The organism is Bordetella holmesii, from assembly GCF_020735985.1.
GTDB classification, from domain to species: domain Bacteria; phylum Pseudomonadota; class Gammaproteobacteria; order Burkholderiales; family Burkholderiaceae_B; genus Bordetella; species Bordetella holmesii.
The window spans coordinates 3,057,414-3,082,032 of the sequence record NZ_CP085973.1 but is presented as its reverse complement, the minus strand read 5'-3'; the positions used below and the strand labels follow the sequence as shown (position 1 = coordinate 3,082,032).

The following is a 24,619-nucleotide window of genomic DNA, read 5'->3' as shown; positions in this document are numbered from 1 at the left end:
CGCGCCCCGTTTTTGTCGAAACCGGCCTCGGGGTATAAAAAAATTTCACCGAATTTTTTGTCCCCTTTTTATTTGTCGTCCCTGGGCCTCGAAACGGGGCGATCTCGTTATAGTTGATGCCCTTGGCATTTTGCGCCGCCACCTGCTTCTGGAATTTCTATGCTGCGAGTCATCTCCGCCAACCTGAACGGCATCCGCTCTGCCAATACCAAAGGCTTCTTTGATTGGATGAGCCAGCAGAACGCCGATTTCGTTTGCGTCCAGGAGCTCAAGGCACAGGAGGCGGACATCGCGCCGGCGATGAAGGCTCCCGGTCCTTGCCGGGGTTATTTTCATTACGCCGAAAAGAAAGGCTATAGCGGCGTCGGGATCTATACCCCGCACGAGCCCGAGTCGGTCGTCATTGGCCTGGGGGTGCCCGAGATCGATGCCGAGGGACGGTATATCGAATTGGTCTACCCCAAGCTGTCGGTGGTCTCGGTCTATCTGCCGTCGGGATCCAGTGGCGAGCACCGGCAGGCGGCCAAATACCATTTCATGGAGCATTTCTATCGTCATCTGGGCGATCTGATCGCGCGCGGCCGCGAGGTGGTCATCTGCGGCGACTGGAACATCGCTCACAAGGAAGCGGACCTCAAAAACTGGAAGGGCAACCTCAAGAACAGCGGTTTTCTGCCTGAAGAGCGGGCCTGGCTCACCCGGGTGTTCGATGAGCTGAAGTGGGTCGATGTGTACCGCCGTCTTGCGCCTGCTGCCACGGGCGAGGGTTATACGTGGTGGAGCAATCGTGGTCAGGCGTGGGCCAAGAACGTCGGCTGGCGCATCGATTACCACGTCGCCAGCAATGGGCTGGCCGAGACGGCTCGTGACGCAGCCATTTACAAAGATGCCCGTTTCAGCGACCACGCACCCCTGACCATCGACTACGATTTCACGCTGTAAATCGCGGATAATGGCGGGGTTTGCCATCCTGATTTGGAACCCGCCGCATGTCCTCGACCACCGCCACCGATTTTGTCCGTTTCGCCCTTGACGAGGGTGTGCTGCGCTTTGGCAGCTTCAAGGTCAAATCCGGCAGGATGAGCCCTTATTTTTTCAACGCCGGCCTGTTCAACAGCGGCCGCTCGGTGGGCAAGTTGGCGGGCTTTTATGCCCAGGCATTGCTGGAGTCCGGCGTGGAGTTCGACATGCTGTTTGGACCGGCCTACAAGGGCATTCCGTTGTCGACCGCCACGTCGGTGGCCCTGGCCGCGCATCCGCAAGCCGGCGGGCGTGACATCCCCTTTGCCTACAACCGCAAGGAAGCCAAGGACCACGGCGAGGGCGGCACGCTGGTTGGCGCGCCACTGGCCGGTAAAGTCGTCATCATCGATGACGTCATCACCGCGGGCACATCGGTGCGCGAGTCGGTCGACATCATCCGCGCCGCAGGCGCCGAGCCTGCGGCTGTTCTCATCGCCATGGACCGCATGGAACGAGCCGGTCCGGATGATGCGTTGTCGCCGCATTCTGCCGTGCAAGACGTTGCCAAGACCTACGGCATACCCGTGGTCAGCATCGCGTCCCTGGCGGACATCCTCAAACTGCTTGAAGGCGATGACCAGTTTGCGGCCAATCGCGCTTCGGTACTGGCCTACCGCCAGAAATACGGCGTCTGAGCGGCATCGGCAGCGCGGCCCTTGCCTGCAGGCAAGGGCCGGGCCGGTCAGGCAGACAGCTTGGCCTTTAGCAGCTCGTTGACCTGCTGCGGATTGGCCTTGCCGCGCGCGGCCTTCATGATCTGGCCCACCAGCGAGTTGAAGGCCTTTTCTTTGCCGGCGCGGTATTCCGCGACGATGGCCGGATTGGCGGCCAGCACCTCGTCGATCATCGTACCGATGGCACCGCTGTCGCTGATTTGCTTCAGGCCACGTGCGGCGATGATGGCATCGGGATCGGCGCCATGCTCGCCGGCCCACATGGCCGCGAACACGTCGCGGGCGATCTTGTTGGAGATCGTGCCGTCGACGATACGGTTGATGAGCGCAGCCAGCTGAGCGGCTTGCACCGGCGCGTGGGCCAGCTCTTTTTCGTCGCGATTGAGCGTGGCGGCGACTTCGCCCATGACCCAGTTGGCCGCGAGCTTGGCCTGGCCTGCTGGCAAGGCCCGAGCAGCCTCCTCGAAATAGGCCGCCATGGCCCGGCTGACGGTCAATTGCGCCGCGTCATAGTCGGACAGGCCGTAATCGGCCACGAAGCGGGCACGCATGGCGCTGGGCAGCTCCGGCATGTTGGCGCGTACCGCGTCCACCCAGTCCGGACTGATCACCAGCGTGGGCAGATCAGGATCGGGGAAGTAGCGGTAATCGTGCGCGTCTTCCTTGCTGCGCATGCTGTGGGTTTCGTCGCGGTCGGCGTCATACAGCCGGGTCTCCTGCACGACGGTGCCGCCGTCTTCGATCAGCTCGATCTGGCGGCGGGCCTCGTATTGGATGGCGCGATCAAGAAAGCGGAACGAGTTGACGTTCTTGATTTCCGCCCGGGTGCCGAATTCGGCCTGGCCACGTGGGCGTACCGACACGTTGGCATCGCAGCGGAAGGAGCCTTCCTGCATGTTGCCGTCGCAAATGCCCAACCACACCACGAGGCTGTGCAGCGCACGCGCATAGGCCACGGCCTCGGCGGCCGAGCGCATCTCCGGCTCGGTGACGATCTCCAGCAGGGGCGTGCCGGCGCGATTCAGATCGATACCGCTGGCCGGGTTGCCATTGGCCAGGTGGAAGTCGTCGTGCAGCGATTTGCCGGCGTCTTCTTCCAGGTGAGCACGCGTCAGATTGATGGTTTTTTCTTCTTCGCCCACGAAAAACGATAGCGTGCCGCCTTGCACCACGGGCAGTTCGTACTGGCTGATCTGGTAGCCCTTGGGCAGATCAGGGTAGAAGTAGTTTTTGCGCGCAAACACCGAGCGCGGCGCCACGTGCGCACCGATGGCCAGCCCGAACAGGATGGCCCGTTCGGCGGCGCCGCGGTTCATGACCGGCAGGCTGCCCGGCAGCGCCAGGTCCACTACGTTGGCCTGCGTGTTGGGTGCGGCGCCGAAACGGGTGCTGCTACCCGAGAAAATCTTGGATTCGGTGGAGAGTTGGACATGGGTTTCCAGTCCGATGACGATTTCCCATTCCATGGTCAGGCGTCCTGCGTTGCCGGCGTGCGTTGATGCCAGTCGGTCACTTGTTGGTAGCGGTCGGCGATGGCCAGCAAACGGCCTTCGTCGAAGTAGTTGCCGATGATCTGCAGGCCCACCGGGCGGCCAGTGCTGCCAAAGCCGCAAGGCACGGACATGGCCGGCAAGCCCGCCAGGCTCACGCCCAGGGTGTAGATATCGGCCAGCCAGTCGGCGGTCGGATCGTCGCGGTTCTCGCCGATGTTCTTGGCCACGCCTGGGGCCACCGGGCCCATGATGACGTCGCACTGCGTGGCGAAGGCGCGCTGGAAATCCTGGGCGATCAATCTGCGCAGGCGCTGAGCCTGCAGGTAGTAGGCGTCGTAATAACCGTGCGACAGCACATAGGTGCCGATCAGGATCCGGCGCTTGACCTCGTCGCCGAAACCTTCGGCGCGGGATCGGCTGATCATGTCGTTCAGGTCGCTGTACTGGGCGGCGCGATGGCCATAGCGCACGCCGTCAAAGCGCGCCAGGTTGCTCGACGCTTCGGCAGGGGCGATGACGTAGTAGGCAGGGATGGACAGTTCGGTGCGTGGCAGGGAAATGGCCACGCGTTCGGCGCCAAGGGCCTCGAATCGCTGCAGGGCAGCCTCGATGGCTGCGGCCACCTCGGGTGCCAGACCCGCGCCGAAGAATTCGGCCGGCACGCCGATGCGCAGGCCTTTGAGCGGCAGGCTGCCAGCCGCCTGGTAGCTTTGCTGGGTCGAGTCGTAGGCCGCGCGCACGCGGCCGGGGGCGTTTTTCACGCCGTCGCAGTGCTCCAGGCTGGTGGCGTCGCGCTCGTCATAGCCGCTCATGACGTCGAGCAGCTCGAGCAGATCGCGGCTGCTGGCCGCCAGTGGGCCGGCCTGATCCAGGCTGGAGCCGAAGGCGATGATGCCGTAGCGCGACACGGTGCCGTAGGTCGGTTTGATGCCGCTGACCCCGCACAGGGCGGCGGGCTGGCGCACCGAGCCGCCTGTGTCGGTGCCCGTGGCCGCGGCCACCAGGCGCGCGGCCACGGCGACGGCCGAACCGCCCGAGGAGCCGCCGGGCACGGCCTGGTGGTCCCAGGGGTTGCGGGCCGGGCCATAGGCGGAGTTTTCATTGCCTGAGCCCATGGCGAATTCATCGCAATTGAGCTTGCCCAGCGATACCGCGCCGGCGGCTTGCAGACGCTCGACCACGGTCGCGTCGAAGGGGCTGACGTAGCCGTCGAGCATCTTGCTGCCCGCCGTGCTGCGCCAGCCACGGGTGACGAAAGCGTCCTTGTGAGCGATGGGGATACCGGCCAAGGGGCCGGCGGTACCGGCGGCCAGAGCGGCATCGGCGGCCTTGGCCTGTGCCAGCGTCAGCTCGGTGTCGATATGGAGAAAGGCATTCAGGTCGGCGGCGGCAGCCCGTGCCAGCCCCTCCTGGGCCAGCTCGACCGCGCTTACGCGCCGTTCGGCCAGCGCGGTGCGCAGGCCGGCGATATCGCCGAATTCAGTGTGGGAGTGACTCATGGCTTACTCGATGACCTTGGGGACCAGGAATAGGCCGCCGTCCTGCTCGGGGGCGTTGGCCAGCAGCTCATCGCGGCGTTGGTCCGAAGGGACTTCCGTGACGGCATCCTGGCGCAGACGCAGGACGATGTCCTCGTGCGCCGAGAGGGGGTGGGCCAGCGGCTCCACGCCCTGCGTGTCGACCGACTGCAGGCGCTCGATCAGGTGCAGGATGCCATTGAGCTCGTCCTGCGCCCGGGCGCGCTGCGCGGGGGTCAGTTCGATTCGGGCCAGGCGGGCAATGCGGGCCACGTCTTGTTCGTTCAGCGCCATGGGGTAGGGTCAAAAACAGGGGGCGTAGCGGGTGAAGGAAACCTGGCGGCATGCGCAGGCCGAACCCGTTACAAAGCTTGAATAGCTGCGATTTGTACGCTATTTCCAAGGAAATTATAAGTTATGATTCACGGTTTAATCGCTGCGGTCAGAGGCCACGATGGTGTAGCTCGTCGCCCCTGAGATCGCGGCTCGACCCTAATTCTTGAATCTAGCTGAGCTCCCATGTTCGGATTCCTCCGCAGTTATTTTTCCAGCGACATGGCGATCGACCTCGGTACGGCCAATACGCTGATATATGTCCGGGGCAAGGGCATCGTGCTGGATGAACCCTCTGTGGTCGCCATTCGTCACGAAGGCGGCCCTCACGGCAAAAAAGTCATCCAGGCCGTCGGCCAGGAAGCCAAGCAGATGCTTGGCCGCGTACCAGGCAATATCGAGGCCATCCGCCCCATGAAAGACGGCGTCATCGCCGACTTCACTGTCACCGAGCAGATGCTCAAGCAGTTCATCCGCATGGTGCATCCGCGCAATATGCTGGCGCCCAGCCCCCGCATCATCGTGTGCGTGCCTTGCGGATCCACCCAGGTCGAGCGCCGGGCCATCCGTGAGTCCGCCCTGGGCGCGGGGGCCTCGCATGTCTACCTGATCGAAGAACCCATGGCCGCGGCGATCGGTGCGGGTCTGGCCGTCTCCGATGCCAGCGGCTCCATGGTCGTCGATATCGGCGGCGGCACGACCGAAGTGGCGGTCATTTCGCTGGGTGGCATGGTGTACAAGGGTTCGGTACGTGTCGGCGGCGACAAGTTCGACGAAGCCATCGTCAATTACATCCGCCGCAACTACGGCATGCTGATTGGCGAACCGACGGCCGAACTCATCAAAAAGCAGATCGGCTCGGCCTTCCCCGGCTCCGAGATCCGCGAGATCGAAGTCAAGGGCCGCAATCTGGCCGAAGGCGTGCCGCGCAGCTTCACGGTCTCTTCCAACGAAATCCTCGAGTCCCTGACCGATCCGCTCAATCAGATCGTCTCGGCGGTCAAAATTGCCCTCGAACAGACCCCGCCTGAGCTGGGCGCCGACATCACCGACAAGGGCATCGCTCTGACCGGTGGCGGCGCACTGCTGCGTGACCTGGATCGCCTGCTGCAAGAAGAAACCGGCCTTCCGGTGGTGGTGGCCGACGATCCCTTGACGTGCGTGGTGCGTGGCTGCGGCGAGGCGCTGGAACACCTTGAAACGCTCGGCGCGATTTTCATCAACGACTAAGCTGGACCGGCCAGTCTGCGGGCCGCCTTCGCGCGGCCCTGGACGGCCTCACGCCAACGGGCCCATGGGCCCCGGCTGAGATTCATGCAACGACAAGGCACCCCACCGCTATTCAGACGCGGCCCGCCGGCCGAAGTGCGTCTGGCCGTCTTCGTCGCGCTGGCATTGGCGTTGATTGTCGTCGATTCCCAATTGCGTCTGCTGGAACCGGTGCGCCGCACGGTGTCCATGGTGCTGTATCCGTTCCAGCGTGCCGTGATGGCACCGCGCGACCTGGTGCAACAGGTCGACGAATGGATCAACGCCGCCAATCTGATCCGCTCCGAAAACGAAGCCCTGCAGCGCCAGCGCATTGAGCTGTCCCAGGTGGCGACGCATGCCGTGCAATTGGCTGCGGAAAACGCCCAGTTGCGCCGCTTGCTGGGCGTGACCGACACGGTGGGCCAACCGGCCAGTGTGGTCGAGGTGCTCTACGAGCCGCCCAATGCCTTTCACCAGAGGCTGGTGTTCAACAAGGGCAGCAAAGCCGGCATCGCGCCGGGCATGCCGGTGATTGATGAAGGCGGTGTGGTGGGCCAGATCGTGCGCGTCACGCCCATGACCGCCGAAGCGGCCATGGTGACCGATGAGCGCATCTCGATTCCGGTGCAGGTATTGCGCAACGGCCTGCGGCTGGTGGCGTTTGGTGGCAATTCGCCGGGTGTCATGGAAGTGCGTTATCTCGCGGCCAATGCCGACATCAAGCTGGGCGACACCATCGTGACCTCTGGCGTGGGTGGCCTGTTTCCGGCCGGCCTGCCCGTGGCCAAGGTCACGTCCGTAGAGCGCGACACGGCCTCCGGTTTCGCGCGTGCGTTGTGCGAGCCGCTGGCGCATCCCGAGCGCTATCGCCACTTCCTGGTTCTGCAGGTCGACGTGGCACGTGCCGAAGCCAATCGCGAGGAGGCTGACCTTGGCGGCCCGCAATAACGGCACGCACCGTGCGCCGCGTACCCTGGGCACGCCCAGCAACGTTCAGCCCGAACGCCTGGCGCATCCCGCCAACGCGGCCTTCGTCTGGGGGACCTTGTTGCTGGTCTGGCTGCTGTCGTTGTTGCCCTGGCGCCAGTGGCCGGCCTCGCCCGATATCCTGGCGCTGGTCATCGCCTTCTGGAGCGCTTACGAGCCGCGCCGCGTGGGCATGTTCACCGCCTTCACGTTCGGACTGTTGCTCGACGTGCATGATGCCAGCCTGCTGGGCGCTCATGCCCTGTCCTACACGCTCATTGCCTATGGCGCGTTGGCCCTGAGCCGTCGCCTGCAGCGCTTCGATCTCTGGAGCCAGGCCATGCATATGCTGCCGATATTCTTCGTGCCGCAGTTGCTGACCCAGATCATCATGGCGTGGCTGGCGGGCCGTTGGGCCGGCTGGGATTGGGCTGTCGGTGTGCTGTTGACCACGGCGCTGTGGCCCATCTTCGGTTGGGGGCTGCAATTGCCGCAACGTCGTTATGATGACGGCGAACCTTCCGCCAACTGAGCGGCGCGCCTATGTTTGAGTTCAAGAAGACCAGCCAGCAGCAGAAGCAGCGTTTTCGCCTGCGCGCATGGGTGGGCGGTCTGTTCGCGCTGGCCTGCTTTGGTGCACTGGCTGGCCGGTTCTGGCTGTTGCAGGTCGATCGCTACGAGGGCCTGTCCGAGCGCGCCGACCGTAACCGCATCGCCGTGCAGCCCATCGCCCCACGCCGTGGCGAAGTGCTGGACCGCAACGGCGTCGTGCTGGCGCGCAACTACCGCACGTATACGCTGGAGGTCGTGCCGGCCCGCGCAGGGTCCATCGATGACCTGTTTGCGCGGCTGACTCCCGTCGTCTATGTCAGCCTGACCGATCAACGGCGTTTCAAGCGCCGGGTGGCCGAATCCAGCCGCTATGCCAACCTCGTGTTGCGCAACAACCTCAACGAGACCGAGGCGGCTTGGTTTTCGGCGCATGCCTTCGAGTTTCCGGGAGTCGAGCTGCGCGCGCGTTGGGTGCGCGAGTATCCGCAGGGCGAAGTCGCCGCTCACGTTGTGGGCTATATCGGGCGTATCGCAGAGAACGATCTGGATGCCCTCGAGAAAAGCGGCCAGACGGGCAATTATCGCGGCACGGATGTGATCGGCAAGAAAGGCATCGAAAAAACTTGGGAGCAGGCCTTGCATGGCCGCACCGGGCTGGAGGAGGTCGAGGTCACGGCGGGCGGACGTCCGGTGCGCACCTTGCGGCGCATCGACCCCATACCCGGCTCGGACATCATGTTGTCCATTGACCTGGAGCTGCAGCGCATCGCCGAGAAGGCCTTCGAAGGCCGACGCGGAGCGCTCGTGGCGCTCGATCCTGATACGGGCGAGGTGCTGGCGTTCGTGTCGCAGCCCTCCTTCGATCCCAATCTGTTCGTCGATGGCATCGACGTCGAAAACTGGCGCCGCCTGAACGAGTCGCCCGATCATCCGTTGATCAACCGGCCGCTGTCGGGCACCTATCCTATCGGTTCGACCTACAAGCCCTTTGTTGGCCTGGCGGCGCTCGAACTGGGCAAGCGCCGAGCCACCGATCGCATGCCAGACCCCGGATACTTCGAGTTTGGCGGCCAGAAGTTCCGCAATGCCGCGGGCGCGGTCTTTGGCATGACCGACATGCACAAGGCCCTTGTCGTTTCCTCCGATACGTATTTCTATTCGCTGGGCCCGGAGATCGGGGTCAATGCGCTGCACGATTTCTCCAAGCAGTTCGGGTTCGGCCAGATCACGGGCATCGATCTCGAAGGCGAACGCACCGGCGTACTGCCGTCGACCGATTGGAAGCGGCGTGCCTACAAAGATCGTGAGCGCCAGCGCTGGTATGCAGGCGAAACCATCTCGGTGGCGGTGGGCCAGGGCTACAACGCATTCACGTTGTTGCAGTTGGCTCAGGCAACCTCGACGCTGGCCAACAACGGCCTGTACCGCCGGCCGCACCTGGTCCATGCTGTACGCGACGCTCGTTCTGGCGAGCTCGCGGCCACGCCGTCGACGCCTGACTACCGCATTCCGCTCAAGCAGACCAACCTGGATGTCATCAAAGGCGCCATGACCGATGTGATCCGTTCCGGCACGGCGCGACGCGCCTTCGCCGGCGCGCCGTATCAGGCGGCGGGCAAGACGGGCACGGCCCAGGTGTTCAGCCTGCGCGGAGGGCAATACCGCGCTGCGGCACTGGATGAACGCTTGCGCGACCATGCCTTGTTCATGGGGTTTGCACCCGCCGATCATCCGCGCATTGCCGTTGCCCTCATTGTCGAGAACGCCGGTTGGGGCGCCAGCGCCGCCGCGCCCGTGGCGCGGGAAGTCTTCGACTATTGGCTGGGCCCGAAGCGGCAGGACAAGATCGAGCGAGCGCCGGCGCCTGCGTCCGAACCGGAGAGCGCTAAATGAAGCGACTCGGGTTGATCCTGCTGCGGGTGTTCACGGCCTTTGACTGGCCTTTGCTGCTGGTGCTGGTGCTGTTTGCCGCGCTTGGTCTGACGATCATGCATTCCGCAGTCGGTAGCACCGACTGGCGATTTGCCGAGCAATCGCGCAACTTCATCATTGCGTTCTTCGCGATGTGGATCATGGCTCTGGTGCCGCCACAGACGCTGATGAAGCTCGCCTTGCCGTTTTATGTCGTCGGTATCGTGCTGCTGTTGGGCGTGGAGTTCGCCGGCGAGACAAGCAAAGGCGCGACGCGATGGTTGAATCTTGGCTTTACGCGCATCCAACCCTCGGAGATGATGAAGATCGCCGTGCCGATGATGCTGGCCTGGTATTTCCAACGCCATGAAGGGCAAGTGCGCATCCGTGATTTTCTGGTCGCCGCGCTGATGCTGGTGGCGCCTTTCGGGCTCATTGTGTTGCAACCTGACCTGGGCACGGCGTTGCTGGTCTTCGGCGCCGGTTTCTTCGTGATTTACTTTGCCGGCCTGTCTTTCAAGCTGCTGGTGCCGGCGGTGCTGGCTGGCGTGGTGGCCATCGGCACGCTGGTTTACTACGAAGATCAGCTTTGCGAGCCGGACGTCGATTGGGTGGTATTGCACGACTACCAGAAGCACCGAGTGTGCACGCTTCTCAACCCCAGCTCCGATCCGCTGGGCAAGGGTTTTCATACCATCCAGTCCATGATTGCGGTGGGCTCCGGTGGCCTGTACGGCAAGGGCTACATGAAGGGCACTCAGACTCATCTGGACTTCATCCCTGAGCGGACCACCGATTTCATCTTCGCCGTCTATGCGGAGGAGTTCGGTCTGTACGGCGGCGTAGCCCTGTTGGTGCTCTACGGACTGCTCATCGCACGCGGTCTGGCCATCGCATCGCGGTGCAGCAATCAGTTCGGCCGTTTGCTGGCGGGGTCGATGACGATGATGATGTTCATCTATGTGTTTGTGAACGTCGGGATGGTCACGGGCATCCTGCCCGTGGTGGGAGTGCCGCTACCCTTCATGAGCTATGGAGGGACAGCTCTGCTCACGATGGGCGTGGCCTTCGGCATCATGATGAGCATCAGCCGGTCCAAACCGGTCAAGGCCTGAGGCGGCTCAGGCCGTGATCTGAAGCCGCGCCAGCGGCTTCAGGTCGGACAGGCCTTCAGCCTTTGTAGGCCGCCGGTGGCTCGACGTTGAGCGTCTGCCCCAGCTTGCTCAGGCTATCCCAGATCGCGGGCGCAAAATCGATGGCGTCGCGGTTGGTCTCGCGGTTGGCAGCTTCGTATTCGCCCGGATATTGCACCCGATCCACGCCAGGTTGGGGCGGGCAGGCATGGAGATACTCGATGAATGCATCGACTTCATGCGTGCGCCAGCTGGCGTTGAAGTCCACCTGAGGATTGAGCAGTACCGCAAACAGATTGTTGGTGGCCACGCCTTGGCGCGGGTTGTCCGGCTGGATGGTGCCTCCACCGGAGAGCACCCCGGCCAACAGCTCGGCTACCAAGCCCATGGCGTAGCCTTTATGCCCGCCAAAGGGCAGCAGGGCGCCGGGCGGGTCGGTGAACAGCGCATGCGGGTCGGTGGTGGGGTTGCCCTCGGCATCGATCAGGGATCCCGGCGGGGCGGCTTCGCCCTTGGTGGCCAGCACGCGAGCCTTGTTGACGGCGATGGAGCTGGTGGCCATGTCGACGATCAGCGGCGGCCGTCCGCCGGGCAGCGGCCCGGCAAAGCACAGGGGGTTGGTGGTCAGGCAGGCACGCGCACCGCCATACGGCGCTACCGTCGGGGCGCGGTTGATCACATTGGTGAAGGCCAGAAGGATCAGCCCCGAATTGGCCACCATCTCGCCGTAGTGACCCATGCGGCCCAGATGGTGACTGCGCCGCAAGGTCAGAATGCACGAGCCGAGTTCGTTGGTGCGCTTGATGGCAGCTTGCACCGCCATCTTGCCTACGTGCTGCCCGAAGCCGTTGTCGCCATCGAACGCCAGAAAGCTGCCGTTGTCGGTGAGCAATTGCAGCCGCCCGTCGGCACGCACAAAACCCTCTTTCAGCACGCGGGCGTAGTTGGGCAGGATGGACAGACCGTGGCTGGTGTAGCCGACACGATCAGACTCCGTCAGGTGTTCTGCCACATCGTGAGCGATGTTTTGCGGCACGCCTTGCGCGCTGAGCAGGGCCTCGCCGTAGGCAATCGCATCGGAAATCGCGATTTTCATCCTTGACTCCTTAGAGAACGCCGAGCCAGCGCCAGTAGGTCGCACCCATCAGCAGCATCAGGCCATAGCCCACCACGGTGACGATGATCCCGACCTTGGCGAACTGCTTGGCCGTGAAGGTTTCGGTACCCAGGCAGACCATGTTCTGCGGCGCGTTGATGGGCAGAATGAAGCCGTAGCTGACGACAAAGCCCAGCAACATCGTCATGCCCAGGCGGTTGAAGTCGCCCGGCAGCGTTTGCAGCACTGAAATCAGGATGGGCAACATGGCCGAGGTCAGGGCCGTGGCGCTGGCAAAACCGAGGTGAATGAGGATGAGGAAAGCCGAAAGAATGGCGAAGATGGCCAGCGGGCTGACGTGATCGAGCCCCGTGTGCGTGACCACTTGATTGCCCAGCCATTGGCCGGCCTGCGTCGACAGCAGCGCCGAACCCAGGCTGATACCCACACCGAACACAATGACCGTGCCCCATGGGATCCGCGATTGCACGTCTTTCCACGTCATCACGCCGAAACGCGGCAGCATGAGCAGAACCAGACCGAAGTAGGTCGTCGACGTGGTGTCGAAGTTGTGCAGAATCTTTTCGGTAGACCAGCACACCAGCAGCAGGATGGACACTGCAAGCAGGCGTTTCTGCGGCGCCGTCATGGGGCCAAGCTCCTGGAGCTCGCGTTCCACGGCTTCCTTGCCGCCAGCGATTTCATCGCTTTCCGGCGGCAGCATCTTCAATACGACGAAGATGAGCACCGCAGACATGATGATGGACCACGGCGTGCCGGCGATCAACCATTCGGCCCAGCTCACGCGCTGGCCGAGCATTTTTTCCATGAAGCCGACCGTCAGCAGATTCTGAGCGGCGGCAGTCTGAATACCGACGTTCCAGATGCTGGTGGCCTGCGCCACGATGATCATGATGCCGGCGGCGATGTTGGAGCGCTTGTTCACGCCGAACGCGGCAATCACGCCCATCATGATGGGTACGACGGCGGCACTGCGCGCGGTGGCGCTGGGCACGACCAGACTGAGCACGATCGTCACCGCGATGGCGCCGATCATGATGCGGCGCGTGGTGGTGCCGATCTTCGACAGTGTCACCAATGCGATACGCCGGTCCAGGCCGGTGAAGGTCATGGCCGCGGCGATGAACAGCGCGCCGGCCACCAGGGCGAGCGCGGAGTTGGCAAAGCCCTGCAAAGCCATGGTGATGGCCGCCGACGTGCCGATGAGCACTTCCGGGTTCTTGATCGAGGGGGCCGTACCGAGCAAAAACGCCATCAAGGTCGTGACCATGATGGCGCTTGCTTCATAGGAAACGGCTTCGGTCACCCAGACCACGACGGCAAACGCCAGGATCGCCAGCATGCGGTGACCCGCAACGGGTAATTCGGCTGGCGTGGGGATGAGCAGGACGAGGATGAGGGCAATGATGCCCGCAACCAAACCTATTGGAATACTCGATTTCTTGGGGACTTGCGGGGCAGGGACAGCGGCTTGCGCGGTCATATCCATCTCCGTTTCTGAGTCAAAACCACGACGAAACAAGTGTAACGACTAGAGGGAAACCCGTATTGATGGCTATCAAGCTAGCACGCTTTTACGCTTGTGGGCAGGGGGGCCGCAGATTATGCTTCTGCCGCCGGCGTCAGGCAAGCCCTCTATTCAGGGCAATGCAAGCCGCAGGTGTTCTTCAAGATGCATGGTGGGCGCCACACGCCAGCCGCTTTGTGCATAGCGCAGCCAGCGGCCCATCACCAGATGGGTCAGCAGGCTCGCGTGCGCGGCCACGTTGGCCTGGGCAGGCAGGCTGCCCTCGCTGACGGCATTGCGCAGGCACTGTTTGAGTGTGGCTTCAATACGGTCATTGATGTGATTGATGCGCTCCTGCAGACGGTTGTCTTCGGTGACCAGCGCATCGCCGGTCAGCACCCGGGTGATGCCACGGTTGCGCTCGGCGAAAGCCAGCAGCATCGAAACCGTTTTGCGGGTTTGCGGCAGGGCTTGCGGCTCGGCCGAGGCGATCTGGTTGATGAGGGTGAACAGCGTCGTTTCGATGAATTCGATCAGGCCTTCGAACATCTGCGCCTTGCTGGCGAAATGACGATAGAGCGCGGCTTCCGAGACCTGCAGGCGCGCAGCTAGCGCCGCCGTGGTGATACGTGCGGCGTGCGGCTGCTCCAGCATTTCGGCCAGCATCTGCAGGATCTGGGTTTTTCGTTCGCCAGGTTTGGTCGACATGACAGGGCCGTGGTCAGGGCGGGTTGACTGTCAGCCCCGCAGAGGGCGGCGGCGCAACAGCAAGTCAGTGACGCAGTTTACCCGCAAGTCGACGTAGCCAGGCCGGTGCCGGTGAGCGCGGGCGAAAGGTGTGCCAGGATGGTAGACATGCACGGTGCGCAGTCCGGCACGCCGGGCGCCGCGCAGATTGTCCAGCGTATCTTCGACCAGCACGGCGCGCCGCGCCGGTACCCCTTCGTGGGCCAGCACATAACGCAGCAGCGCAGCCGATGGTTTGGGACGGAATTCCCCGTGCAGCCGCATTTGGTCGATGCCCCAGAGCGCGTCGAATTGTTGCAGGATGCCCAGGTGGCGCAGCACGGCACGCGCATAGTGCAGCGGAGCGTTGGTCAGCAGCACTTTGCGGCCAGGCAGCCGCTTGAGCTTGTTGGCCAAGCCTTTTTCAGCGCGCACCAGCGGTTTGACATCGAAATCATGGCTGCGGTGCAAAAAGCGATGCGGATCCGCGCCATGATGGCGCACCATGCCTATGACCGTGGCCCCATAGCGTTTCCAGTAACGGGTGCGGTACTCGTTGGCAGCATCGACGTCGACATCCAGCATCTCCGAGACCGCGCGCGTCATGCCCGCGTCGATCTTGGGAAAGATGGCGTGGGACGTGTCGTGCAGGGTGTTGTCCAGGTCGAACAGCCACAGCAGGCCGTCACCGGCCTGCTCGCGGCGCGAGCGGCGCATGCGCGCCGCCGGCCGCGTCAACTGCCGGCGCGCCAGCATCAGTGTGAACTGATCATGGTGCCCACACCGCGGTCGGTGAGGATTTCCAGCAGCAGGCAGTGAGGCACGCGGCCATCGACGATGTGAACGGAGTTCACGCCGTTCTTGGCGGCATCCAGGGCCGACGAGATCTTGGGCAACATGCCGCCCGAGATGGTGCCGTCTTCGAACAGTTCGTCGATGGTCTGAGCCGACAGGCTGCGCAGCAGATTGCCGCTCTTGTCCAGCACGCCGGGCGTGTTGGTCATCATCAGCAGTTTCTCGGCGCCGAGCACTTCGGCCATTTTGCCGGCGACCACGTCGGCGTTGATGTTATAGGCCGTGCCATCCTCGCCATAACCAATGGGCGAAATAACGGGGATGAACTGGTCGTCCTGAAGCGCCTTGACCACCGCCGGCTCGACGCGGGTGATGTCACCCACGAACCCGATGTCCAGCGGTTGAGTGGGATTTTCCTTGTTGCTCATGAGTTTCTTGCGGGCCTGGATCAGCATGCCATCCTTGCCCGTCAGACCGACAGCCTTGCCGCCGACCTCATTGATCATCATGACGATGTCCTGCTGTACCTGACCGCCCAACACCCATTCGACCACTTCCATGGTTTCGGCGTCGGTCACGCGCATGCCCTGCACGAACGTGCCCTGCTTGCCGATGCGGCGCAGTGCGTCGTCGATTTGCGGGCCGCCACCGTGGACCACTACCGGATTCAGGCCGACCAGCTTCAACAGCACCACGTCGTGGGCGAAGCTGCGCTGCAATCGTTCTTCCGTCATGGCATTGCCGCCGTATTTCACTACGATGGTCTTGCCGTGAAATCGTCGGATATAAGGCAAGGCTTCGGAGAGAACGGCGGCTTTGACGGCGGGAGACATTACGGCGGCAGGGTCGGGGGCGTCGGTCATGGCAAAAGTTAGGAACCTAATAAAAAAAGATGGAAAAAGTGCCTGCGCCCATGGCGGGAAACGGCATGGCGGCAAGCACAGTCCGAATTGTAGTCAAGACCGTAGGCATATGCTTCGGCGCGATGTTCATATGGCCGACAAACGGGCAGGTTTCAAGTAAATTGGGGGCGTTTTTGCAACGGCCTGGCCCGATTCAGGCGGCCTGGCCCCCTAAAGATCAACGATACCAGAGGCAATGTGATGACATTCAAGCTCCTGCGCTCGGCAATGCTGCTTTCCGCCCTGGCTCTGGGCGCAGCCCAGGCCCATGCCGAGAAACTGACGATCGCCGCCACCCAGGTCCCCCACGCCGAGATTCTCGAGGTGGTCAAGCCGGTGTTGGCCAAGGAGGGCGTCGAGCTCGATATCAAAGTGTTCAGTGACTACGTCCAGCCCAATCTGCAGGTGGCCGACAAGCAGCTCGATGCCAATTTTTTCCAGCACAAGCCCTATCTGGACACATTCAATAAGGATCGCAAAACCCATCTGGTGCCGGTGGCCCTGGTGCATGTCGAGCCGTTTGGCGCGTATTCCAAAAAAATCAAGACGCTGGATGCGTTGAAGTCTGGCGCGTCGGTGGCGATCCCCAACGATCCGTCCAACAGCGGCCGAGCGCTGCTGTTGCTCCAAAAGCAAGGCCTGATCAAGCTGAAGGATCCGTCCAACATCGTGGCTACGCCCATCGACGTGGTCGAAAATCCCAAGAAGCTGAAATTCCGCGAACTGGAGGCCGCCATGCTGCCGCTCTCGCTGGACGACGTTGACCTGGCCTTGATCAATACCAATTACGCCCTGGAAGCTGGCCTGGTGCCGACCAAGGATGCCCTGGTCATCGAGGGCTCGGACTCACCCTACGCGAACATCGTCGTCACCCGTGAGGACAACAAGGACTCGCCCGCCGTCAAGAAACTGGTGCAGGCGCTGCACAGCGACGCCGTGCGCACATTCATCGTCGAGAAGTACAAGGGCGCGGTGGTGCCGGCCTTCTGAGGCAGGCACGGCCCCCCGATCAGGCCCTGGTTGCGAGTTTATCCGGCGGCCAGGGCTTTTTCCACCGTGGCGTGGAATTCGGCCACGTCATACTCGCCCAGATAGCGTTTGATGATGCGCCCTTGCTTGTCGATGAGAAAGGCGGTGGGCGTCAGGCGCACGTTGCCGAAAGCCTGCGCGATCTCACCCTTGGTGTCCAGCGCGACGGGGAAGGGCAGCTTGCGGCTCTGAACAAAATTGAGCACGTAATTGGGCGGGTCATATTGCATGGCCACGCCGATGGCCTCATAACCCTTGGGCGCATACGTGTTGTAGGCCTCGATGGTGTCCGGCATCTGCTTGACGCAGGTCACGCAGCTCGTGGCCCAGAATTTGACCAGCACCACCTTGCCCTTGAGGTCCTGCATCGCGACCTTCTTGCCTTGCAGCGTCGTAAAGACGACCTGCGGCGCGTCTGGCGCCGGCCGCCACACGAACCACGCGCCGATGCCGGCGATGACAGCCAGGGCCAGGGCAAGAATGAGTTTCTTCATTTGATGGGCATGAGTTCGATGCCGCCTTCGGTATTTGCGCTGCTGCCTGAGGTGCTTGCACCCGATGCGGCACCGTCCTGCGACGAGGATGCGCCCGTTTCAATGGGGGCGTCCTTGGCATTGTTGTTGTTCGAGAGGCGAACCGCCTCTTCGCGGCTGATGATGTCGAACAGTTTTACCACTTTTGTGACGCCGCCAACACTGGCGACGGCATTGGCCGCGTAATCGCCCTCGGACTGGGTGACCATACCCATGAGATAGACCACGCCCTTGTCAGTGGTGACCGCGATGGTGCGCGAGGGCACATACTGCGCGTTGATCAGGGCGGTGCGGACCTTGGAGGTCAGCCAGGTGTCGTTGGAGCGGGTCGAGAAGGCGGCGGCCGGCCCCACCGTCAGTTGGTTGCTGACGCTTTTGACCTTTTCGATGCCTTGCGCGATTGTCGTGGCCTGCGCCTTGTCGGCCTCGGTCGGCACGTCGCCGGTCAGCAGCACCTGGCCGTTGTAGACCATGGCGTTGACTCGGGCGGCTTCGCCGAGTTTCTGGCTGATCTGGCGCTCTACCCGGAAATTGATGTTCTGGTCATCGAGCTGGGTGCCAGAGGTTCGCCGGTCGGTGGCGACCACAGCGGTACTTGCCGCCGCGCCACCTACGACCAGAGGGATGCAGGCCGTCAATGAGGCGCAGGCCGTGGCCAGGGCCAAGGCCAGCACGAGAGGGCGGGCAGCGCGTTGCGCGTTGGGCATCATCATTCGGTGTCTCCAAGCAGTAGGGCATCGATACCATCGCACAGAGCATGCAGCAGCAGGATGTGGACTTCCTGGATGCGCATGGTGCGGTCGTGCGGAACACATAAATGGACGTCATTCGGGGTGATGAGTTCGCCGACGACGCCGCCGCCTTTGCCTGTCAGGGCAATGACGTGCATTTCGCGGTCGCGCGCGGCTTCCATCGCGCGCACGACATTGGGAGAGTTGCCGCTGGTGGAAATTGCCACCAGGACATCTCCGGGCTGGCCCAGGGCATTGACCTGGCGCTCATAGATTTCGTCAAAGCCATAGTCATTGGCTACGGCCGTCAGGATGGACGTGTCGGTATTGAGCGCTATGCCGGCCAGCGGCAGGCGGTCGCGCTCGAAGCGGCCCACCAGTTCGGCAATGAAGTGCTGGGCGTCGGCGGCCGAGCCGCCGTTGCCGCAAGCCAGAATCCGGCCATTGTTGGCCAAGGCCGCGAACAGCAGCTCCACTGCGGCCGCCAGCGGCTCGGACAGGGCATGCATGCTTTGTTCGCAAAGCGCCATCGCATCGCGAAAGTGCGACGTCATGCGAGAGGTCATATCCATGGCGCGGATTATCTCACGGTGCTGCCTGGGATGGCCGTCTGGGGCCACGGCGTCTGCGTAACGGCTGTGACGGAATGTCCGGCTCGAAGGCCGCCCGCAGCCACAGCGGCCGGCCGCGCTCAAACGCCACCACGTCAAAGCGCAGTGCCTGCCCGTGCAGGCGGGCCTGCGTCTGCCAGTACAGGGCGGTGCGTGCCAGCCGCGACTGTTTTGCTGGGGTGATGCTGCCGGCGGCGCCACCGAAGGCCAGGCTGGCGCGCCAGCGCACCTCAACCACCACCAGCAGCGCACCGTCGCGCATGACCAGGTCCAGCTCGCCGTGGCGGTTGCGCACATTGCGCGCGACCAACCGCAATCCGTGGGCCCGCAGCAGACGCAGTGCGTCGTCTTCGGCGCGCTTGCCTTGTCGATGGCGCGTGTCGGAGGGGGGCGGGCGCCGGCATAAGCGCAGCAGCAAAGAGAGGCATCGCATGGGGCTACACTGGCAGAGTTTTCACCGCCGCGTTCCCCCTTATGAATCAAGAAGTCACAAGTGCCCATGTCGGCGAATCCTGGCGCCGGGTTGCCGAAAGGGTGGCCGCCCAACACTGGCCCGAGGGCGCGCTCTACGTTGTGGCGACGCCCATCGGGAACCTCGGCGACCTGGGTCTTCGGGCCTGGCAGGCGCTGGCGCGCGCCGATGTCATCGCGGCCGAGGATACGCGCGCCAGCCGCACGTTGCTCGATGCCTGGGGCATCTCCACGCCCTTGATGGCTGCCCACCGGCACAACGAAGCTCAGGCTGCCGACGCCATCTGCCAGCGTCTGGCGCAGGGCCAGCGCGTGGCGCTGGTGTCTGATGCGGGCGCACCGGCCGTCAGCGACCCCGGCGCGCGCGTGGTGCGTGCCGTGCGCGAAGCCGGCCACACCGTGGTGCCCATTCCCGGCCCCAGCGCCGTCATCACGGCGCTCATGGGTAGCGGGGTGACCACTGACGAGAATCCGGCGTTTGCCTTCGCCGGCTTTGCTCCCCCGAAAGCGGCGGCGCGTCAGCGCTGGCTGGCGGAATGGGGCGCCTTGCCCGCGCCTGTGCTTCTGTTTGAGTCGCCCCATCGCCTGGCGGCCACTCTGGCGGATCTGCTGCAGGTCTGCGGGCCGCAGCGGCAACTGACCGTCGCACGCGAACTCACCAAGCGCTTCGAAGAGATCGTGACCTTTGCGCTGGCAGATGGCGCTGCCTGGTTGGCCGGCGACAGCCATCGCGAGCAGGGTGAGTTTGTTTTGATTCTGCATGCGGCAGCTCGGCGCGAGGACGACGTGGCCAGCGACCCGGCCACCGACCGCCTTCTGGACGCCTTGCTCGAAAGCGTGTCGGTGCGTGATGCGGCCCGTATCGCCGCCAAGGCGACCGGCCTGCCGCGCGATACGCTGTATCAGCGTGCGCTGGCGCGCAAGGAACAGGCATGAGCCGTGTCATGGAGGACAGTGCCGCGCTCGATATCGACACGCCCTTGGGCGGGATGCGCCTGTTGGCCAGTGGTGCGTTTCTCTGTGGAGCCTGGTTTCTCGACCTGGATGATCTGGAGCTGCCCGCACGTGAGCACGCTACCGCGGCCGAGGCCGAGGTCCTGCGCCTGACCCACGAGCAATTGAGGCAGTGGTTCGAGGGCCAACGGCAAGATTTTGATCTACCCTTGGCGCCGCGCGGCACGGTATTTCAGCGTGCGGTGTGGGACGGTTTGCTCGCCCTGCCTTTTGGAGGCACGGTCAGTTATGGCCAACTGGCGCAGCGAATCGGCAGGCCGCGCGCCATCCGGCCGTTGTCGCAGGCGGTGGGGCGCAATCCTATTTCCATCATCATTCCCTGTCATCGCGTCATCGGCTATGACACGGCGCTGACAGGTTTCGGGGGCGGGCTGAAGCGCAAGCGCGCCTTGCTATCGCTCGAAGGCCATCGTTACCCGGGGCATTCGCCGCGCGCGCGGCGCGTCTGTGACGGACAGATGGATTTGCCCTGGTAACGGCGAGCCGCTTGCCTTATTGCGCAGCCAGGCTGGGCAAAATTCCGGTGCGATCGGAGACACGCCTGACGGCCTCGAGCGCAGCCTCGCGCGAGGCATACGGCCCCATCCGTACGCGATACAGCGAGTTGGCCGGCTCGACCGTGGCGGCCGGTTCGCCCGTCATCATGCCGTTGACTTTATTCACTACGTTGTGCGCGTTGGCCGCCTGGCTGAACGCGCCCAGTTGCAAATAAATGCTGCCCGGGGCGGCGCGCCGCGCAGGAGGCGAAGCCTGGGGCGATGGGGCAGGCAACGGCAGGGCCGTGGGTGTGGCTGCCGGCAGATCGGCCAGAGCGACGGGCTCCATGCCGTTGACCGCAGACGCGGCGCCGCCATTGGCCATCATCGTGCGGATTTCGCTGGGCAGAATGCGTTCGACCACGACCGCACCGCTGCCTGGGCCGATGATGCCCAGCTTGTGGGCGGCCACATAGGACAGATCCATGATGCGGTCGCTGTGAAAGGGGCCACGGTCGTTGACCCGCACGATCACGCTGCGGCCGTTTACCTTGCTGGTCACCCGAGCATAGCTGGGCACCGGCATGGTCGGGTGCGCTGCCGTCATGCTGTACATGTCGTAAGGCTCGCCGATGGACGTCGAGTTGCCGTGGAATTTTTTGCCGTACCAGGATGCGATGCCTTCCTGCCGAAAAGCTTGCTCAGTCAGGTCCGGCACATAGCGTTTGCCGAACACCACATAGGGCCGGTTGGCACCGCTGGCCAGAGGCTCCAGGCGGGGTACGGCGTCAGGGATGCTGTCCAGGTTGGCCGGCGGGTTGGCATCCGGACCGTCATCCTTGTAGTACCCGCCACCGCGCTTGCCTGGGGTGCTGCAACCTGCCAGCACGACGGCCAGCAGTAACAGCATCATCAGGGCACGCGGCGACCTCATGCGGATTCTTCTGGCAGTTGGGTACGGTGACGCACGAGTAACGGGTCATGATCGCTGAAGCGGCGGGCCAGTTCTTCGACAACATACACCGAACGGTGTTGCCCACCGGTGCAACCAATGGCTACGGTCAGGTAGTTGCGCGTATCCAGCGTATATTGCGGCAGCCAGCGGCGGATGAAGGCATCGATGTCATCAATCATGCGCTGGACGATGTCAAATCCGGAGAGCCAATCGGCAACCGGCTGGTCGCGCCCGGTCAGCGGGCGCAGATTACGGTCGTAGTAGGGATTGGGCAGGCAACGCACGTCGAACACCAGGTCGGCGTCGCTGGGGACGCCCCGCTTGTAGGCGAAGGACTCGAAGGTCAGCACCAGGGGAGCGCGGTCGGCCTTGATCAGGTCGCGTATCCAGGCGCGCAACTGGCCGGGTGTAAGGTCCGAGGTGTCGATGACGTGTTCCTGGTCGCGCAGGGGAGCCAGCAACTCGCGCTCCATGGCGATGCAGTCCGTCAGGGAGGCCGCTTTGCCGCCGCGAGAGACGCGATCGGTCAGCGGATGGCGGCGGCGCGACTCCGAATAGCGTTGCGCCAGCGTATCCGTATTGGAGTCCAGGAACACGACCGATAGGTCCGTGCCCATGGCACGCAAGGCCGTAATGGCATTGGGCAGTTCGGCCAGCTCGCCTGGCGACCGCACGTCGATGGCCACCGCCACGCGCTCCATGCCGTCATCGCGGGAGGCGGCGACGAACTCGGTCAGGAAACGCAAGGGGAGATTATCCACGCAGGTAAAACCTGCGTCTTCCAGCATGCGTAGCGCAACTGACTTTCCAGAGCCGGAAATGCCAGTGATGAGCACGACTCTTAACATGGCTATGATTGTGGCATGGTTTTGCCGGCGATGGTCGGTATCACCCGTCATGGTGGCGCGGTTGGATGAGAGCGTCACCTGGGTCTGTCTCTGTCAACCGCGTCACTGCCGCTGATAACGATAACGAGATGTTAGCTCCCAATTCTCTCAGCAACATTGCAGTACGGTTTTTGCTCATCGTGCATTTGGCGATGCCTCTGGTGGCCGTGGCGCAGTAGGGGCGCCTGGAGCCTGGCACGATGGCGGCGCGGGTGGCTGCCTGTACGGCCTGTCATGGTGCGCAGGGACGCGCCGGTCCCGATGGTTACTACCCGCGCCTGGCAGGCAAGCCAGCCAGCTATCTGTACCAGCAACTGCTGCACTTTCGCGACGGACAGCGGCAATATCCTCCCATGACGCATTTGCTCACCGGCCTTGGCGATGACTATCTGCGCGAGATAGCCAGTTATTTTGCACAGCAGAGCGTGCCATACCCGGCACCCGCTCAAGACGGCACCTCACACGATGCATTGGGTCGCGCACTGGTATTCGAGGGGGATGCGCTGCGCGGCTTGCCGGCCTGTGCAAGCTGTCACGGCCAGAGCCTGGGAGGCAGGTTGCCGGCGATTCCGGGCTTGCTCGGCCTGCCGCGTGACTACATCGTGGCGCAGATCGGCAGTTGGCAAAATGGGCTGCGGCATGCCGCCGAGCCCGACTGCATGGCGGCCGTGGCGCGTAAGCTGAGCCCGCAGGAGGTCGGTGCGCTGTCGTATTGGTTGTCCGCGCAAGCCGTACCGCAGGACTACCATCCCGAGCCGGGCGGGACGTCTTTGCCCATGACCTGTGGCAGCCAGCAGGAAGGTGCACCATGAAAAAATGGTTGGCGTATGGCAGCCTGGTTGGGGTGGCGCTGGTGATCGTGGCCGGTAGCCTGGCCTACTGGCTCGGCACCCGCGAGCAGGCCATGCCGCCGGCCGTGCGGGCGGATTCGGCCACGCTTATCGAGCGCGGCCGCTATCTGGCGCAGGTAGGCAATTGCGCCGGCTGTCACACGGCGCGCGACGGGCAACCCTATGCAGGCGGCAGGCCGATCGCTACGCCTTTTGGCACGCTCTACGGACCGAACATCACGCCCGACGTGCAGACCGGTATCGGCAACTGGAGCGCCGAGGATTTCTGGCGTGCGTTGCACGAAGGCAAGGGGCCCGGTGGCAGGTTGCTGTATCCGGCGTTTCCATACACCGAGTACACCCGCATGCCGCGCGAGGATGTGGACGCGCTGTTTGCCTATTTTCGCACCCTGCCCGCGGTGCGGCAGGCCAGTCGTGCGCCGGAGCTGGACTGGCCTTACGATCAGCGCGCGCTGTTGGCGGGTTGGCGGGCCTTGAATTTTCGTGCGGGTGAACTGCAGCCGGATCCGACCCAATCGATTCAATGGAATCGAGGCCGGTATCTGGTGCAAGGCCCGGGGCATTGCGCGGCCTGCCATGCGCCGCCATTGAATAGCGACGCCTTGCGGGGTCTGGGTACCTGGAGTGCCGAGGATATCGCCACCCTGTTGCGGCATGGGACGGCCGCGCCCTCTGTGGCCACAGGCCCCATGGCCGAGGTGGTCAGAGGCAGTACGCAGCATCTGACCGAATCCGATGCGCAGGCCATCGGCCTGTATCTGAAATCCTTGCCGCCTGCCGTGACCCTGCCGGCCAGCAAGCTGGCGCCGGCGCCAGCCGTGCTGCGCCAGGGTGAGCGGCTTTATGTGCAGCAGTGCGCGTCTTGTCATCAGGACAATGGCCGCGGCCATGGGCAGGCCTGGCCGGCGCTGGCCATGAATTCGTCGGTGACGGCAGCATCGGCGTTGAATGTCATCCACATGGTGCTCGATGGCGGTTTTGCACCGGCCACCTCAGCCAATCCGCGCCCTCATGGCATGCCTCCCTTCGGCCCGTTCATGGATGACAACGATATCGCCGCTGTGGTGACGTATATCCGCAGCAGTTGGGGAAACAACGCGGGCGCGGTGACCCCGTTGGAGGTCAAACGCGCCCGTCAGGATCCGCGCCCCTGATGGGGGC

At 63.6% G+C, this 24,619-nt stretch carries 26 protein-coding genes; 12 read left to right on the top strand and 14 right to left on the bottom strand.

Going from position 1 to position 24,619, the window contains the following annotated elements; all coding sequences use genetic code 11:
* Positions 1-159: 159 nt before the first annotated feature.
* Together LK440_RS14760 and pyrE are read left to right on the top strand one after the other, a co-directional pair.
* Positions 160-942 carry an exodeoxyribonuclease III gene (locus LK440_RS14760; RefSeq protein ID WP_005018082.1) on the top strand — a complete coding sequence of 261 codons (783 nt, stop codon included), beginning with the start codon at positions 160-162 and terminating at the stop codon, positions 940-942.
* A 47-nt stretch (positions 943-989) separates the two neighbouring features.
* Positions 990-1,658 carry an orotate phosphoribosyltransferase gene (gene pyrE / locus LK440_RS14755; protein WP_005018083.1) on the top strand — a complete coding sequence of 223 codons (669 nt, stop codon included), beginning with the start codon at positions 990-992 and terminating at the stop codon, positions 1,656-1,658.
* A gap of 47 nt (positions 1,659-1,705) precedes the next feature.
* On the opposite strand, the gene gatB is transcribed toward pyrE, so the two are convergent.
* From gatB to gatC, 3 genes are read right to left on the bottom strand one after another with little or no spacing between them, the layout of a single operon-like run.
* A complete protein-coding gene (gatB, locus tag LK440_RS14750) occupies positions 1,706-3,163 on the bottom strand; it encodes an Asp-tRNA(Asn)/Glu-tRNA(Gln) amidotransferase subunit GatB (RefSeq protein WP_005018084.1) in 1,458 nt (485 codons plus the stop codon).
* A gap of 2 nt (positions 3,164-3,165) precedes the next feature.
* Positions 3,166-4,689, bottom strand: coding sequence for an Asp-tRNA(Asn)/Glu-tRNA(Gln) amidotransferase subunit GatA (gatA, locus tag LK440_RS14745; RefSeq protein ID WP_005018085.1), 1,524 nt, complete (start codon positions 4,687-4,689; stop codon positions 3,166-3,168).
* A 3-nt stretch (positions 4,690-4,692) separates the two neighbouring features.
* On the bottom strand, positions 4,693-5,001 hold the full coding sequence (gene gatC / locus LK440_RS14740; RefSeq protein WP_005018090.1) for an Asp-tRNA(Asn)/Glu-tRNA(Gln) amidotransferase subunit GatC: 309 nt from the start codon (positions 4,999-5,001) through the stop codon (positions 4,693-4,695).
* A gap of 225 nt (positions 5,002-5,226) precedes the next feature.
* Here gatC and LK440_RS14735 point away from each other — a divergent pair, with 225 nt between their 5' ends.
* The 5 genes from LK440_RS14735 (at position 5,227) to rodA (ending at position 10,835) form a co-directional block, all read left to right on the top strand.
* Positions 5,227-6,270 (top strand): rod shape-determining protein, encoded by a 1,044-nt coding sequence (locus LK440_RS14735; RefSeq protein WP_005018092.1) that lies wholly within the window; start codon positions 5,227-5,229, stop codon positions 6,268-6,270.
* A gap of 84 nt (positions 6,271-6,354) precedes the next feature.
* Positions 6,355-7,239, top strand: coding sequence for a rod shape-determining protein MreC (mreC, locus tag LK440_RS14730; protein WP_005018095.1), 885 nt, complete (start codon positions 6,355-6,357; stop codon positions 7,237-7,239).
* Positions 7,223-7,789 carry a rod shape-determining protein MreD gene (mreD, locus tag LK440_RS14725; protein ID WP_005018098.1) on the top strand — a complete coding sequence of 189 codons (567 nt, stop codon included), beginning with the start codon at positions 7,223-7,225 and terminating at the stop codon, positions 7,787-7,789. The genes mreC and mreD overlap by 17 nt, the downstream gene beginning before the upstream one ends.
* A gap of 11 nt (positions 7,790-7,800) precedes the next feature.
* Complete coding sequence (mrdA, locus tag LK440_RS14720) at positions 7,801-9,702, top strand: penicillin-binding protein 2 (protein WP_005018100.1); 1,902 nt, start codon at positions 7,801-7,803, stop codon at positions 9,700-9,702.
* Positions 9,699-10,835, top strand: coding sequence for a rod shape-determining protein RodA (gene rodA, locus LK440_RS14715; protein WP_005018106.1), 1,137 nt, complete (start codon positions 9,699-9,701; stop codon positions 10,833-10,835). The genes mrdA and rodA overlap by 4 nt, the downstream gene beginning before the upstream one ends.
* A gap of 55 nt (positions 10,836-10,890) precedes the next feature.
* Here the strand turns inward: rodA and LK440_RS14710 are convergent, their stop codons facing one another.
* The 5 genes from LK440_RS14710 to argB form a co-directional block, all read right to left on the bottom strand.
* Positions 10,891-11,949 carry an Ldh family oxidoreductase gene (locus LK440_RS14710; RefSeq protein ID WP_005018108.1) on the bottom strand — a complete coding sequence of 353 codons (1,059 nt, stop codon included), beginning with the start codon at positions 11,947-11,949 and terminating at the stop codon, positions 10,891-10,893.
* A 10-nt stretch (positions 11,950-11,959) separates the two neighbouring features.
* Positions 11,960-13,453, bottom strand: a complete 1,494-nt coding sequence (locus LK440_RS14705) for a DASS family sodium-coupled anion symporter (RefSeq protein WP_032965933.1) — start codon at positions 13,451-13,453, stop codon at positions 11,960-11,962.
* A 156-nt stretch (positions 13,454-13,609) separates the two neighbouring features.
* On the bottom strand, positions 13,610-14,185 hold the full coding sequence (gene slmA / locus LK440_RS14700; RefSeq protein ID WP_005018111.1) for a nucleoid occlusion factor SlmA: 576 nt from the start codon (positions 14,183-14,185) through the stop codon (positions 13,610-13,612).
* 30 nt (positions 14,186-14,215) lie between these two features.
* Positions 14,216-14,959 carry a pyrimidine 5'-nucleotidase gene (locus tag LK440_RS14695; protein WP_005018113.1) on the bottom strand — a complete coding sequence of 248 codons (744 nt, stop codon included), beginning with the start codon at positions 14,957-14,959 and terminating at the stop codon, positions 14,216-14,218.
* On the bottom strand, positions 14,959-15,861 hold the full coding sequence (argB, locus tag LK440_RS14690) for an acetylglutamate kinase (protein WP_005018116.1): 903 nt from the start codon (positions 15,859-15,861) through the stop codon (positions 14,959-14,961). The genes LK440_RS14695 and argB overlap by 1 nt, the downstream gene beginning before the upstream one ends.
* A 240-nt stretch (positions 15,862-16,101) precedes the next feature.
* On the opposite strand from argB, the gene LK440_RS14685 reads away from it, so the two are divergent.
* Entirely contained in the window at positions 16,102-16,890 is a 789-nt protein-coding gene (locus LK440_RS14685) for a MetQ/NlpA family ABC transporter substrate-binding protein (protein ID WP_005018118.1), read from the top strand.
* 38 nt (positions 16,891-16,928) lie between these two features.
* On the opposite strand, the gene LK440_RS14680 is transcribed toward LK440_RS14685, so the two are convergent.
* The 4 genes from LK440_RS14680 to LK440_RS14665 are packed head-to-tail and all read right to left on the bottom strand — an operon-like array spanning position 16,929 to position 19,237.
* Positions 16,929-17,423 (bottom strand): TlpA disulfide reductase family protein, encoded by a 495-nt coding sequence (locus LK440_RS14680; RefSeq protein ID WP_005018119.1) that lies wholly within the window; start codon positions 17,421-17,423, stop codon positions 16,929-16,931.
* The gene (locus LK440_RS14675) at positions 17,420-18,172 is read right to left on the bottom strand and encodes a BON domain-containing protein (RefSeq protein WP_005018120.1); all 753 of its coding nucleotides are present in this window, start codon (positions 18,170-18,172) and stop codon (positions 17,420-17,422) included. Before LK440_RS14675 ends, LK440_RS14680 begins: the two co-directional genes overlap by 4 nt.
* The gene (locus LK440_RS14670) at positions 18,172-18,765 is read right to left on the bottom strand and encodes a phosphoheptose isomerase (protein WP_005018121.1); all 594 of its coding nucleotides are present in this window, start codon (positions 18,763-18,765) and stop codon (positions 18,172-18,174) included. The genes LK440_RS14675 and LK440_RS14670 overlap by 1 nt, the downstream gene beginning before the upstream one ends.
* Positions 18,766-18,778: 13 nt before the next feature.
* Positions 18,779-19,237: a YraN family protein gene (locus tag LK440_RS14665; protein WP_005018122.1), complete on the bottom strand. Its 459-nt coding sequence runs from the start codon at positions 19,235-19,237 to the stop codon at positions 18,779-18,781.
* A gap of 41 nt (positions 19,238-19,278) precedes the next feature.
* On the opposite strand from LK440_RS14665, the gene rsmI reads away from it, so the two are divergent.
* Together rsmI and LK440_RS14655 are read left to right on the top strand one after the other, a co-directional pair.
* The gene (rsmI, locus tag LK440_RS14660) at positions 19,279-20,211 is read left to right on the top strand and encodes a 16S rRNA (cytidine(1402)-2'-O)-methyltransferase (RefSeq protein WP_005018123.1); all 933 of its coding nucleotides are present in this window, start codon (positions 19,279-19,281) and stop codon (positions 20,209-20,211) included.
* Positions 20,208-20,765: a methylated-DNA--[protein]-cysteine S-methyltransferase gene (locus LK440_RS14655; RefSeq protein ID WP_005018125.1), complete on the top strand. Its 558-nt coding sequence runs from the start codon at positions 20,208-20,210 to the stop codon at positions 20,763-20,765. The genes rsmI and LK440_RS14655 overlap by 4 nt, the downstream gene beginning before the upstream one ends.
* Positions 20,766-20,781: 16 nt before the next feature.
* On the opposite strand, the gene LK440_RS14650 is transcribed toward LK440_RS14655, so the two are convergent.
* Both LK440_RS14650 and rapZ read right to left on the bottom strand, forming a co-directional pair.
* Complete coding sequence (locus tag LK440_RS14650; protein ID WP_005018127.1) at positions 20,782-21,699, bottom strand: septal ring lytic transglycosylase RlpA family protein; 918 nt, start codon at positions 21,697-21,699, stop codon at positions 20,782-20,784.
* Positions 21,696-22,568 carry an RNase adapter RapZ gene (rapZ, locus tag LK440_RS14645; protein ID WP_005018129.1) on the bottom strand — a complete coding sequence of 291 codons (873 nt, stop codon included), beginning with the start codon at positions 22,566-22,568 and terminating at the stop codon, positions 21,696-21,698. Before rapZ ends, LK440_RS14650 begins: the two co-directional genes overlap by 4 nt.
* A gap of 239 nt (positions 22,569-22,807) precedes the next feature.
* Between rapZ and LK440_RS14640 the strand changes: the two genes are divergently transcribed.
* On the top strand, positions 22,808-23,419 hold the full coding sequence (locus tag LK440_RS14640) for a c-type cytochrome (RefSeq protein ID WP_005018131.1): 612 nt from the start codon (positions 22,808-22,810) through the stop codon (positions 23,417-23,419).
* Positions 23,416-24,612 (top strand): c-type cytochrome, encoded by a 1,197-nt coding sequence (locus LK440_RS14635; protein WP_005018133.1) that lies wholly within the window; start codon positions 23,416-23,418, stop codon positions 24,610-24,612. The genes LK440_RS14640 and LK440_RS14635 overlap by 4 nt, the downstream gene beginning before the upstream one ends.
* Positions 24,613-24,619 lie beyond the last annotated feature (7 nt).